Here is a 13614-nt window from a genome sequence, read left to right on the forward strand (position 1 = left end):
TTATGCTCCTGAGATCGTCAAGCCCTTTACCTTCAATGATGGCGCATTACATCTGCCTGTGAATCGGATATCACTGCCTACAACCTCTATCTGCTTCAACATCTCGAACAAGTTGCCGGATACCGTGATTTGATTGACAGGACGTACGACTCTCCCCTGCTCGATAAGGAAGCCGGTGCAGGATAACGAGAATTCGCCGGATACGGCATTCGTCCCCGCGTGCAGACCTTGGAGTTGTACAATCATTACACCTCTCTCCATGCCTGCAATCATGTCCTCTAGCGCCGTCGAACCTGGAAGTACATACATATTGTGAGGCGCAATACCGATTTTACCGCGGTACCCGCCCTTAGAGGCATGACCTGTCGAGACCAAACCTGCCTTGCTTGCCGTCTTCCCATTATGCAAATAAGTGAGCAGCTTTCCTTCCTTAATCACTTCCGTACATGTGCAGGCATACCCCTCTGCATCGAACGAGCAAGCACCCAGAACGCCATTCATGAGCGGGTCATCCACAAGGGTGACATTACTTCCCGCTATCTGCTCGCCGATCTTATCCTTCAAGCCTGAGAAGCCCTTATTTACCGCCTCTGCTGAGAAGATGGACGTATAGGAACCTAGCAGCTTGCTGGCTGCATCATGGCGGAAGATGACTGGATATTGATCAGACAATATGGTATCCGTCCCCAGCTTCGACACCGCTTCCTCAACTGCCTTGTGAGCAATAGCCTCGAAGTCGATATCCTCGAAGCGTTCCATGGAGTAATCGAACCAATCGCCTGTCGTCGTCTGGCCAGATTGTGTCGCCACAACGGATAGGCTGCCAACTGCAGTGCTGTATGATGCGCTACAATTCAAACCCTCTGTATTAGCGATCATGACCTCATTCTCAGTGAGCGTAACAGAAGAGCTTCTCACTAAGGTAATCCGTTCATCGGATGCTAGCGCGATTCGCTCCATGTCCATCGCTGCATCAATGAGAAGCTGTGGTGCCGTAAGCAGCAGCTCCGCTTCATGGGTTTTGACCTGCTGATAAGTGGGTGCTCCAGGGAACAACTGGTCTATTTCGCTGCTTTCGAGTGCATACGCATTACTTCTTGCTTCTTCAATCAGAAATGCAATGACATCCGTTTCTAATCTTTCCGAATAGGCATAGCCCATTTTGCCGTTGAATTCGCCGCGAAATGAGACGCCGCCCGTCTCCTTAATTGTAAATGCGTCGATATCTCCCTTAGAGACACGCACAGAAGTTGAACGAGTCTGTTCATAATAGACTTCCATCTTCACGCAGCCTTGTTTACGCCCTTCTTCAAATAGATGCTGTTGAAATGCTGCAATCTCCAATGTCATCGTTTATTCCCCCTTTCTTCCGCCGACCGTCATGCTGGATACACGAAGCATTGGCTGACCGCAATTGACGGGAATACTGCCGCTCAATGAGCCGCACATGCCTTGACCGTGATCTAGATTGTTGCCTACCATATCAATTTTCTGGAGAACATCGATTCCCTTGCCGATGAGCGTTGCACCTTTGACCGGTTCTTCGATCTTTCCGTTGCGCACGATGTAGCCTTCATTGACCGCAAAATTGAATTCACCTGTCGCTGTATTCACGGAGCCTCCGCCCATTGTCTTGGCATACAGTCCATACTCTGTATTGGCAATAATCTCTTCCGGTGTGGAATGACCTGCTGCAATGTACGTGTTATTCATGCGGGAGGTCGGTGCAAATTGATAGGATTGCCGGCGGCCAGATCCCGTTGACGGCATTCCCATCTTGCGGCTGCCCAGCTTATCAATCAGATAGCCCTTCAGCACCCCATTCTCGATGAGCACATTACGCTGTGTTGCCGATCCTTCATCGTCGATATTCAGTGAGCCCCATGCGTTCGGAATCGTCCCGTCATCAATGGCAGTTACAAGTGGAGACGCCACTTGCTCACCGAGCTTGTCGGCGAACACAGAAGCCTTCTTCGCAACAGCTGTCGCCTCAAGTCCATGCCCGCATGCCTCATGGAATAGGACACCGCCAAAGGCATTATCGATAATGACCGGCAGCTTGCCGCTCGGCGCATAGCCGGCGCCTACCATTGTAGTCGCGATGCGGGATGCTTCTCTTGCGTACCAATCAATATCCATCGACTCGATTAACTCCAGACCCGCGTGAGCACCAGGAGCGACGTATCCTCCCTGCTTGACGCCCCCCGCTTCAGCAATTGAGCTGAAGCTCATTCTCGTGTAGGTTCTGCGATCTTCCACCAGCAGTCCTTCGGAATTGGCAATGCAAATATCTTGTACCCAGTTATTCAGTGCTATCGAGGTTTGCGTAATCGCCGGGCTGTATGCCATGGATGATGCATGCGCACGTCTCATCCATTCTATCTTGCGTCCCTTTCCCACTTCATTCGGTGGAATAAGAACCGGATGATGATCAGCGATGCTCGCTCGACGCAAATCAATTACAATATCTCTGGTTTGACCGCGGATCGCTTGTGCAGCTGAAGCAGCTACCTTGATCAGATTATCTGCGGTGCAATCATTCGTATATGCATATACCGCGAACACCCCGTTGAATATGCGTATCCCGACGCCATAATCTCGACCGCCAAGTGCATGTTCTACGATCCCACCAATCATCCCCAAGCTAGACGTCGTCCGATCTTCCATAAATACCTCAGCAAAATCCCCGCCAGTTGCTAAAGCGGCGGTAAGCACATTCTCAATTAACGACGGATGAAGCATAAACTGTGCCCTCCTTGTAAGCTAGATTTCTTAGTTGCATATGTATGTATGTCGAAGCAGAGGATATCCCTAACGAACCATTTTCGCAACATCTTCGATGACGTATAGCTTATTAATTCGTGTAGCTCGAAAGGTAACTCGATGAATGCCTCTCTTCTATATGTAAATGATTATACTATGATTTCTATCATAACCAACTCAAACCAACAAAAAAAGAATGGTTAACCCACATTAACTCCATCTAATTCCTTCATGCAAGTAAGAAAATTTTCAGCATGAGTCTCATATTTTTAAAAGCAGCGCAAATAGATGCTCAGCAATTGAAGTACCGTGCAAGAATGACACAGTCTCATATGTACTCGCAAGTTCAGTCTCCATTAATCCTTATCCATATTGGAGGAGAGAAACATGCAACCACATTCTTCAGAAAGAACATCTGCCAGCCCTAATCCGAATCATCGTCGTGCTCGGAAGCTAATGATAATACTCTCACTTGCCGTGGCACTCACAACTGTCGCTCCTGCGTATGCGGCTGATTCGAGTACAGAATCTTCCCCGTCCGCAAGCACAGTAGTACGGAACACACAAGCCTCGTCCCCATCAATCGTGACTAACGGACCTTCCGATCCTAAGGAGATTGAAGCATTTGCTGACAAGTTATTTTCCTCACCTTCATTGAAGAAGCTTCCGGGAGCTGTCTTTATCGTCGTCAAGGATGGGCAAGTCTTATTAAGCAAAGGGTATGGCTATGCAGATATAGAAACCAAAAAGTCCATGGATCCCGATCATACGATTCTAAGATTTGCTTCCATAACGAAGCCCTTCGCATCATTGGCCCTGCTTCAGCTCGCCGAGCAGGGTAAGATTGATCTGAAGAAAGACATCAGCGCGTACATGGGGGATGTCGCCATTCCTCGAAAAGTCGAAGGGTCATTAACAGCTGAGCATCTCATGACGCACACGACTGGTTTCGACTACCCTGAAGCTCCGGACGACATGGCAGTCAAGACGAATGCTGAGTATATTCGCAAGTATATGCCAACGGTTGTACGCAAGCCAGGCACTGTATACAGCTATGACAATTTCGCCTTTCGCCTTCAAGGCTATCTCGTTGAGCGCATAACTGGAGCTCCTTTCCATGAATATGGCATGCAGCATATTTTGCAGCCTCTTGGAATGACGAACAGCAGCTTCGTGATGACGCCTGATGCTAAGAAGGATCTAGCGACAAGCTATAAGAAGACAGGTGAAGTTCTTCCTTATTACGAGGTATCTCCCGCAGACGGCCCCGACGGGAGCCTTGTATCAACCGGTGCGGATATGGCTAAATTTATGATCGCGCTTTTAAATGGCGGTACGTACAAGGGGCAGCGAATCTTACAGCCTGAAACCGTACGCGAGATGGTAAAAATCCGTGTATCCGCTCATCCGAAAATTCCGAATACGACATACGGCTTCGAATCCTTGTTTCAAGAAGCCTATCATGGTGAAACCGTCATAAGCAAGGGTGGAAATCTTCCAGGGTTCGGCTCTTGGTTAAGTCTCTTGCCAGAACAAAATGTCGGCTTTTTGGTCGCATACAATTCCAACGAAGACTCTAGTGTAGATTATCGCAACACGGTATTTCGTTCCTTTATGAATCACTATTATCCGGACAAACGGCCTGCCCAACCGAAAACAGAGCCCTCGCAAGAGGTGAAAAGCAAGCTAGTTGGCCACTACCGTAATCTTCGGATGGGCATCCAGGTCGTTCAAATTGCTGAGCAATCTGACAAAAAATTATCCCTTATCGATCCATTCTACGGAACCCATCCATTGACTCAGATCGAACCATGGCTGTTCCGTACGGATCATGGAAAGTTAGTTGGCTTCAAACAGGAAGACAATGGGGAAATTTCCTACATGGATAACAGCAACGTAGCATGGTTCGAGAAGCTCACTGTTCCTAAAGTCCTCTATTCAGATATCGACAAGAATCATCCGTATTATGGATACATTCAAGATATCATGATGAGGAGTGGAGTATCCGAACATCAAGGACAGTTCCGTCCCTCCTCTACCATTACGAGGGCTGAATTCGTCTCCATGCTCATGCAGTGCTTGCGCATGCAGCCTTCGTTGAACGCAGCCTCCTTCACCGATATGAAAGGCCACTGGGCTGCCAAAGACGTTCAAACGGCGTATGAGTTGGGGCTTATCACCGGAGCATCAGGTGAGCTCTTCCGACCTGATCAACCCATTCAACGGCAAGAAGCGGCAATGATTGCGTGGCGAATCGCCCAAGTGTTCGGATCTCCAGTGCAAGAAGCGAAACTGGTTGGCGATACTGACGTCTGGGCATTAGACGGTGTCAAGTATGCTGCCGCTATGCACAAATACGGCCCCGAAATTAAAGCTAACGCAGACGGCACTCTGAATTATGAATCCAAACGCAGCATGCTCAAGCAAGAAGCAACTGCCTTGATCAGCACATTGCTTGCTCAGCCGATTCCGCGCTAACCACAAGATAGCTCTCGTCGAATCTCTACGTTGCGACGAGAGCTATTTCCTTTTCCAGCAGTCTAGAATGCATTCCCAACCCCAAGGTCATACTATAGGAAAACTTTGTGTAAACGTGGTGAACACATGTCAGCCCACTCCATATTACTAGTCGAAGATGAACAAAGTGTATCTCAATTCATCCAGCTTGAACTTGAGCATGAAGGGTACGAGGTACTTGTCGCTGTAGACGGGGAACAAGCATTAGAATTCTTTCAACAAGGCGAGTGGAGCCTCATCCTGCTAGACTGGATGCTGCCCAAGCTGAACGGCCTTGAAGTATGCCGGAGAATTCGGCGCGCCAGTGATGTCCCAATTATCCTCTTATCTGCTCGTGATTATGTTGGAGATATCATTGCTGGTCTCGATACAGGTGCAGATGATTATATTACGAAGCCGTTCGAGATTGAGGAACTGCTTGCCCGCATACGCACCGCTTTACGACGCCCCAACCATGCCGCTAATCCGGAAGAGAAGGAAGTATACCAGCTCGCCGATCTCATCTTGGATGTGAAGAAAAGAGTCGTAACCCGTGCTGGGGATCGAATCGAATTAACGCAGCGTGAGTTCGAATTACTTCAATACCTAATGGAACATCTCGGTGAAGTGATTGGCCGTGAACAGCTATTGTCCTCTGTGTGGGGATATGACTTTGTTGGTGAGACGAATGTCGTCGATGTCTATATCCGATATTTGCGCAACAAGCTGGATCGCGGCTATCAGCATAAGTTAATCCAGACCGTTCGCGGTGTCGGATATGTGCTGCGTGAACCATAAGGAATCAGAAATGATCATGTTCAAGTCACTTATCCAGCAGCTTAAGCAATCTGCCAACACGCTAATGTTCCGCTTTACGATCTGGTATGTTCTTAGCCTATTAGCTGTCATTCTGTTAATCGGGATCAGTATTATGGGAGCAGTCACCCATCTGTTGCTCCAAGACTCCAAGGAGGAGCTGTTCGCCGTCGAACGCAAGCTAAGAGAAAGCATTCAGGATGGCTTTCTGGAGTGGCAATCCCTTCTCGATGAACTGCTATACCCCGATCACGCGAACTATGATGTTCAAATTGTGTCCTCTGATGGACGCATATTAGCACAAACTCGCAACTGGGACGAGGCTTTCCTCGCCGAACAGAAAAATCGATTCCGATGGTTTGATACCGTGCAGTGGAACACCGATTATGGACTGTTCATCAGAGATGAAGTCATATGGAATCAAACCAATGGGCAGGTCGGTCGAATCTATATTCATGTTCAGCTCCACTCCATTGAACGCATCTTGCTCATTATCACTAAAGTACTCGTCATTACTGCACTTGCCAGCTCAACAGCAGGATCGCTGCTTATTTATCAAATAACAAGGAGGAACCTCTCCCCCCTGTTCAGCATAATGAATTCAATTGTTCAAATGAAGAATTCACCGAATTTAAGGCAGAGGGTTCATGTCCCGAAAACGCCGGTGGAGCTAACGAAATTGGCGGAACGCTTCAATCAGTTGTTAGATGAGCATGAAGAATTGATTGAACGGGAGATGAACTTTATTACAAATGCTTCACACGAGCTCCGCACTCCGCTGACCGCGTTTCGTGGTCATGTGAAGCTGCTGAAGCGCTGGGGGAATCAAAATGCTGAGGTTCTGCAAAAATCACTGGATTCGCTAGACCTAGAGAGCCAGCGCATGCAGCGGCTTATTGTTCAGCTACTGACGTTAGCCCGTTCAGGCAAAAGCCCCTCACCGAAGGAACAAGTGAATCTTACCGACATTGTCCGAGAAGCAATCAAGCAGCTATGGAAATCCGATTCCAAAATTTCCTTGCGTTTGCATCTGAATAAGGCTGCTTATGTACATGGGGATAAGGAACAATTGCGCCAGGTTGCGATTATTCTCATTGAAAATGCCATAAGGTATACCAATGACCTGGGCTGGATCGAAGTTGCCGTCTATCAAGAGAAAGAAAATGCATGCCTTCGAGTATCGGATTCCGGAATTGGCATACCTGAAGAAGAATTAGATAAAATTTTCAATCGATTTTATCGAGTCGATAAAGCTCGATCTCGCGTAACGGGAGGCACGGGCTTAGGACTATCCATTGCGAAGGAGCTCGTTGGGCAGCATCATGGCACCATTCGAGTTGAGAGCACGGTCGGACAAGGCAGTACATTTGAAGTGTGCATACCATACTTACACAATGCCTGAGAACATACAACAAGCCCAAAGCAGTAAATCTGATTACTGCTCTGGGCTTGTCCATTATAAACTATTTAATTACACGACGAACTTTTGTCAAGCGGGACTCCCACTTGCTCAAGTTGTCAATTCTTACTCCGCCCTTGCCATAAGTGTGCAAGATTTTTCCATTGCCCATATAGATTCCTACATGATGAACCGGAGAGTAGAAGAACAGGAGATCACCCTTCTTCATATTCTTTTTGCTAACTGCAACCCCAACCTTGGATTGCTGCTTCGATGTGCGTGGAAGCTTGATTCCGTGTTTGCCATATACATATTGTGTGAACGAAGAGCAGTCGAATGCTTTCGTGCTTCCCGACTTGGCACCGAATTTATATTTAACACCTAAGTATTTTTTCCCTGTTGCTATAATTTTGTCTGCCTTGGAGCTTTGCGATGTAGAAGCCGCGCTAGCTGTTTGAACAGGCATTACTGCACCTGCTGACAGTGCAAAGGACAATGTTAATGTTACGCATACAAATATTTTTCCAAACTTCTTTTTATTCAACAATATTCTCATCTCCTAGAAAAATGGATAGTGCTGATGTGCTCACCAGCGACGTTACATACCATAACACATAATTTTTATCCATTATTTTCTAGATAAGAGCTGAAACATTGCTGTTGTTTACTTTTTTGTAATCTATTAGAGCGACATTATAAATTTCTCATCTCTCTCTTCTTGACAAATAGGTCGTCGTGATCATTCCTCCTTTGGCAGTATAAAAAATAAATAGATTCGATACTAGATCATCAAAATTTTGCGATGCAGCAACTGCCGTTATCTCAGGATGCAGATAAGCGATGAACACATGAAACAGCGCCATCTCATCGCATACAAACGTTGAAATGGCGCTGCATATGAATATTATCAATTGCCCAAGCTGCAGAGTCAACTTACATCGTAAGATGATCGTCATAGAGATTAGAGCGGCGCTTGAACCAGTCAAATAAATGCGTAACAACAACCTTGAGCACTGCATACCCAGGCACAGCCAGAATAATGCCCACTACACCGAACAGGTTGCCGGCTGTCAGGATGACGAAAATGATCGTAATCGGATGAATGCGGAGTGTCTTCCCCATAATTTGTGGCGAAATGAACTTCCCTTCCACCAATTGGACAATCGTCCAGACGATGATCATTTTCAGCAGCATCATCGGTGAAGTGACAAGCGCCACGATCATCGCGGGTGTGATTGCAATTGCAGGGCCCAAATACGGTACAATACTCGTACAAGCTGCAATTACTGCTAGAATTAGTGAATATTCAAGCCCAATGATTAAATAGCCCGCATACAGTAAGATGCCGATGCAGAAGCTTACAATAATCTGACCCCGTATGTAGGAACTGATTTGATTATTCATCTCGGACATCACTTGATGGGATTGCTTGCGCATCGTAGTCGGCAAAAATGTAAGGATATAATCAGGCAGCCGCCGGCCATCCTTCAGTAAATAGAAAAGAACGAATGGAACGATGACAAGGCCGAGAATCGTTTCGGTGACTGCACCTAGAAATCCACCGATTCCATTGAAGGTGTTGTTTAAGAGCGAGGTAGCCCGCTCGGACAAGGAGCTTACGAAGTTGCTAGAATTAATATCGATGCTCTGCTGGATACGGTTGAAGAACTCACTGCCGATCATGTCGCGGAACAACGTCTCAATCTGGGTGCTGAACCCTGGAAAGTTGGCAATCAAGTCCATAACCTGCTTCTTAATGACAGGAATAACAGCAAGAACGACGACCGTAATAATGCCGATAATGAGAATATAGAGAATGAGAATGGATATGAATCGTTTGACTCTCCATTGTTCCAGAAGATCAACGATCGGATTCAGCAAGTAATAGAGCACACCTGCTAAAAGCACTGGAAACAGTACTGTCTTAATGAAAATAATGAATGGAGAAAAGATAAATGAGATTTTCGTGAAAAGTAACACGTTCAAACTAACTAACAACACAATCAACAAAAACGAGATCAATCTATGATTCAAGATGAACGTTAACATTCGGCCTGGCCTTGTTGATCGTTTCTCCATGCATTAGCTCCCCTCAGTGTTGGATGTAATCTTAATCACGAATTGCCCCTTCCCATGCGGAATGATTGTTAAATTCCAATCAAATGCTTGCGCAACCCATCGTACTTGTACATACAGTTGGCCGTCTCGGATGATTGGTCCGCGGTATGACTCCTTCAACACTCTACAGACATCCGAGTTTGGAGCACAATCCTGACCTGGTTGATAAACATGGGTGTAATCTTCGTACTCCTCCTTGCCATTCGGATGTGTGCTGACCCAATATCCACGATAGTCATTCCCCCAAACTTCGACTGTCTTGGTCTTCTGCGGCATAGCGTATACATGATAATCATATAATCCCGGTTGAAAAGCATAGGACATGTCGAGCCCCATAGAACCCGTTATTGTGGATAGTGGAACCAGGATCATCCCATGCTCATTCAATATCTCATTTTGTGGTACCGTTGCATTTCCTAGCTGAACTGCATATTTTGATTTCGCAGCAGCAGCGGTATCATCAATATTGACACTCCATCCCAGCAAGGCAAAAACAAGCAGCACACCAGCAAGAAACTTTCTTTTTATGTGATGTACAGTCAACTCCATTCCTCCTTTTTTCGCTTCTCAATTTCAATTGCACACCTACCCACATATTACCACAAATAATTAATCAGTTGAGAAAGACATTTTGAAGCATTTTCTGCATTAAAAAAGCAATGACATGCAACGACAACATCGTCGTTTTCTCTGTCATTGCTAGTTGTTTCTTTCCTCTGCGCAAATTCCCAACCATCCGATGAAATGGTGTATATCCAGACGACCATAGATGGTGCAGCCTTATGTTCTAATGCTACAAACCAGACCACACATCCTTTGCGAATTTCCCTTCCGCTTGCAAACGTTCCAGCCAATGCTTCGCCTCCTCCTCATGAACACGATGCACGTCCTGAAAAGCTTGCCGCACAGCAGCTTCCACATCAGGCGCCATTTTGCTTCCATCTCCGCAGATATATAAGTGGGCTCCCTTATCCAGTAACTCTACGATTTTTTCCGCATGCTGAGCTATAATGTGCTGGACATACGTTTTAGCCTCGCCTTCTTTACGCGAGAAGGCGGTATGCACGGTCACAATTCCATCCTGCACGAATCTCTCCAGTTCCTCACGATATAAGTAATCTGCTTCATTCCGGCAGCCGTAATAGAGGATCGCTTGTCCAAGCGATTTCCCTTCTTGCTGCAGCGCCTGTCTAGCCTGCAAAAAGCCGCGGAAAGGTGCGACCCCGGTTCCAGGTCCAACCATGATGATCGGCGTTGCAGGATCGGCAGGGGGCTGGAATTTGGATTCAGGTGTCCGTACGAACATCAGAATCGAGTCGCCCGCTTTACGCGAAGCCAAATAATTGGAAGCAACTCCACGATATTCTCCCATGCCGCTCCAAGCCGGGCCGAGGACGACCCCGACCGTGATGCTCGCCTGCTTCTCCTGAATGCGAGGTGAACTGGAAATGGAATAGTATCGAGCCTTAAGCGGAGGCAGCAGTTCTAAAAAACGCTCGAACGGCATCTCGCAAGCTTCGTATTTCTCAAGCAAATCAAGCATGGAAACCCGTTTGCGCAGCACTTCAGCTACATACTTATCCTCGTCTAAAAGCGATTCCAACTCACGTCTATGAGGCGGGCAAGCTGTATAAGACGCCAATTCACGGAGTTGAGCCCGGGTCGCAGCTTCCTGCAATTCTACACTATGACTAAATAAATCGGACAGGCTGACCGGTTGGCCAGTAGGCAGATGAGCCGCGCTGCGTCCGCTTGCATTAACAATCAAATGATCGCTGCCGTTCAGCGCGAATCTTTGCAGCACGCGATTAACCTGAGAAGTGTGATTGCGCGGCAGCACTCCCAAATGATCGCCTTCCTCATAGATGACTCCATCGGGGAGGGCGATCTCGATATGACGGGTACTGCGCCCGCTTCCTTCCTGCTGCAGCTCGCGATTGCTTACAACCTCGGCATGGACCGCTTCATACGAATTGGCCAGCCTGCTGCCTGCATAGTCCTTTACGAATTCCACGGTAAGCGTGCTGCGAACGGCTTCGGATTGCTTGCTCAGCTGTAATCCTAGCGCATTCATCATATCTGGCCACAGTTTGGAACGCCAGCTCTCGACATTCAGCTCAAAGTCGCCGCTCGCATCCCCTTCGCCCCGAATCATCAGCCGTTCAGCACCCTTTTTCTGCATCTGCTCGTCAACGAATCGCGGTACATCTTGATAGGTGCTGGCCCAATTATGATCCCCACATCCAAATACGGAATAACGGACACCTTCCAGCTCGCCATCGTCAATCTGCTCGAGCCACTCCACGAATGCCTGTGCATTGCTTGGCGGCCTGCCGTTGTAGGAAGAGGTTACAATGAGGAGGGCCCCCGTCTTCGGGAGCTTGCCTACATAGTCGTTTAGTGGAGCGACCTCACTGCGGAATCCCTGGTAGCGTCCCTCATCCGCCAGCTCGCGGGCAATGCCCTCGGCCGTTCCGAGATTGGAGCCGTATAGGACGAGCAGCGGAGTGTCGTGCGCTTCGGCCAATGGAGCTTGTTGTTGAGCACTTTCATGCGATTCTGATTCGCCACCCAGCCCTCCTTTTGCAGACAAAGTCCCTGCCCCCAGTTGCTTCCGCAGCCGAATGCGAATCCGAAAATCATCAGGCTTCAGCGTCAGTGCTTCCTTCACCTTCAGCTGATAGTTGGTATGATCGATGATCTCAAAATGCTTGAGCACCATCCCCAAAACGAGCGCAGCCTCTTGCAGCGCGAACTGCTGCCCGATACACGCGCGTTGGCCATTGCCAAACGGCTTGTAGGCGTGGTGAGGAATTTGGCTCGGGTCTTCAAAGCGTTCGGGTCGGAATTGCTCTGCATCCTCACCCCATACAGCACGGTCTCGATGAAGCCTCGGTACAAGCACATTCACACTCTCGCCCTTTGCAAGCGGGTATTTGCCAGCCAGCAGTGTTTCCTCCTTCGCAAATAGTGAGAAAGCCGGGGCGGTCGGCCATAAGCGAAGTGATTCATTAAGTATCATCCGTATGTATGGCAATTGTCTCACTTGTGCATACGTCGGAACGGGATCTGTCAACACACGATCCACTTCCTTGTAAGCCTTCTGCAAGCATTCGGGATGCTTCAGTAAGTAATAGAGTGCGAACGACAGCAGGCCGCTTGTCGTCTCGTGACCCGCGATTAGAAACGTAATAATCTGGTATCGGATATTCTCGTCATCTAATGACTCCCCGGTTGCTGGATCTTTTCCGTTCAGCATATGGCTCAACAAATCCTGACCAGCTTCATCCGGCTGCTCCTTCCGCTCCGCAATGATTTTGTCTACGAGCGAGTACATAAATTGGATGTCATGCCGATACTGCCGCTTCGTGACTACCATGAGCTTATCTTGAATATTGAGGCGCTGAAGCTGATGCATTGCTTCGCTTAACGCACGAACCATGCTTGTAATAAACGGGTGGGGCTGATCGCGATAGAAGCTGTTAAATCGATAATTGAATCCACAGAGACCAATCGTATCGAGTGTCAAACGGGTCATGTCTTCAGGCACATCGATACTTTCATCCGGATTCAGCCTCGACCATTTTTGGATAAGCTGCACCGCAATATCAACCATCATCTCATGGTAACCGCGCATAGCCGACTGGCTAAAGCTCGGCAGCAATATATTGTGCGCCTTCTGCCAGTTCGGCTCTTCTGTTTCACTTGTGAACAGTCCGTCGCCGGTAAATGCCCGCACACTGCGCAAGGGCGCCCATACGTTTTTATCGAAGCGCGATTCGTCGCACGCATCCTTTACCAACTCATGACCAGAGATAAAAATTTCGCTTCTCCCCGGCAAATCAATACGAAATATAGGGCCATACTCCTCAGCCAACTGTACCATGGATTGAACTGGAGCTTCTAAGTTCAGCTGCGGCAAATTCCCCAGCAGACCAAATGTCTTCGGCTGAGGAATATGGGGTGAATTTGATTCTGACATTGCGGTATCTACTCCTTACTAATAGACATATCAAAGCGTA

Annotated in this window: 10 protein-coding genes; 3 read left to right on the top strand and 7 right to left on the bottom strand. The window is 47.8% G+C overall.

Annotated features, from left to right (window positions below):
- Nucleotides 1-1350 carry a TldD/PmbA family protein gene (locus ABN764_RS14510; protein WP_446672306.1) on the bottom strand — a complete coding sequence of 450 codons (1350 nt, stop codon included), beginning with the start codon at nucleotides 1348-1350 and terminating at the stop codon, nucleotides 1-3.
- A gap of 3 nt (nucleotides 1351-1353) precedes the next feature.
- Entirely contained in the window at nucleotides 1354-2742 is a 1389-nt protein-coding gene (locus ABN764_RS14515) for a TldD/PmbA family protein (RefSeq protein WP_446672307.1), read from the bottom strand.
- Between the two features lie 408 nt (nucleotides 2743-3150).
- Here ABN764_RS14515 and ABN764_RS14520 point away from each other — a divergent pair, with 408 nt between their 5' ends.
- The 3 genes from ABN764_RS14520 to ABN764_RS14530 all read left to right on the top strand — a co-directional run bounded on the left by ABN764_RS14520 (nucleotide 3151) and on the right by ABN764_RS14530 (nucleotide 7477).
- The gene (locus ABN764_RS14520) at nucleotides 3151-5241 is read left to right on the top strand and encodes a serine hydrolase domain-containing protein (protein ID WP_446672308.1); all 2091 of its coding nucleotides are present in this window, start codon (nucleotides 3151-3153) and stop codon (nucleotides 5239-5241) included.
- Between the two features lie 126 nt (nucleotides 5242-5367).
- The gene (locus ABN764_RS14525; protein ID WP_174810334.1) at nucleotides 5368-6057 is read left to right on the top strand and encodes a response regulator transcription factor; all 690 of its coding nucleotides are present in this window, start codon (nucleotides 5368-5370) and stop codon (nucleotides 6055-6057) included.
- A 16-nt stretch (nucleotides 6058-6073) separates the two neighbouring features.
- On the top strand, nucleotides 6074-7477 hold the full coding sequence (locus ABN764_RS14530) for a sensor histidine kinase (RefSeq protein WP_268624848.1): 1404 nt from the start codon (nucleotides 6074-6076) through the stop codon (nucleotides 7475-7477).
- Nucleotides 7478-7538: 61 nt separating this feature from the next.
- Here ABN764_RS14530 and ABN764_RS14535 read toward each other — a convergent pair whose 3' ends face one another.
- The 5 genes from ABN764_RS14535 to ABN764_RS14555 all read right to left on the bottom strand — a co-directional run bounded on the left by ABN764_RS14535 (nucleotide 7539) and on the right by ABN764_RS14555 (nucleotide 13574).
- Nucleotides 7539-8030 carry a C40 family peptidase gene (locus ABN764_RS14535; RefSeq protein ID WP_036590961.1) on the bottom strand — a complete coding sequence of 164 codons (492 nt, stop codon included), beginning with the start codon at nucleotides 8028-8030 and terminating at the stop codon, nucleotides 7539-7541.
- A gap of 377 nt (nucleotides 8031-8407) precedes the next feature.
- Entirely contained in the window at nucleotides 8408-9553 is a 1146-nt protein-coding gene (locus tag ABN764_RS14540) for an AI-2E family transporter (protein ID WP_446672309.1), read from the bottom strand.
- Nucleotides 9554-9556: 3 nt separating this feature from the next.
- Nucleotides 9557-10135, bottom strand: a complete 579-nt coding sequence (locus ABN764_RS14545; protein WP_268624847.1) for a hypothetical protein — start codon at nucleotides 10133-10135, stop codon at nucleotides 9557-9559.
- Between the two features lie 53 nt (nucleotides 10136-10188).
- Entirely contained in the window at nucleotides 10189-10446 is a 258-nt protein-coding gene (locus ABN764_RS14550; protein ID WP_174811313.1) for a hypothetical protein, read from the bottom strand.
- On the bottom strand, nucleotides 10386-13574 hold the full coding sequence (locus ABN764_RS14555) for a bifunctional cytochrome P450/NADPH--P450 reductase (protein ID WP_446672310.1): 3189 nt from the start codon (nucleotides 13572-13574) through the stop codon (nucleotides 10386-10388). The genes ABN764_RS14550 and ABN764_RS14555 overlap by 61 nt, the downstream gene beginning before the upstream one ends.
- Between the last annotated feature and the right edge of the window lie 40 nt (nucleotides 13575-13614).

It is taken from the genome of Paenibacillus wuxiensis (assembly GCF_040195695.1).
GTDB classification, from domain to species: domain Bacteria; phylum Bacillota; class Bacilli; order Paenibacillales; family Paenibacillaceae; genus Paenibacillus_B; species Paenibacillus_B suaedae.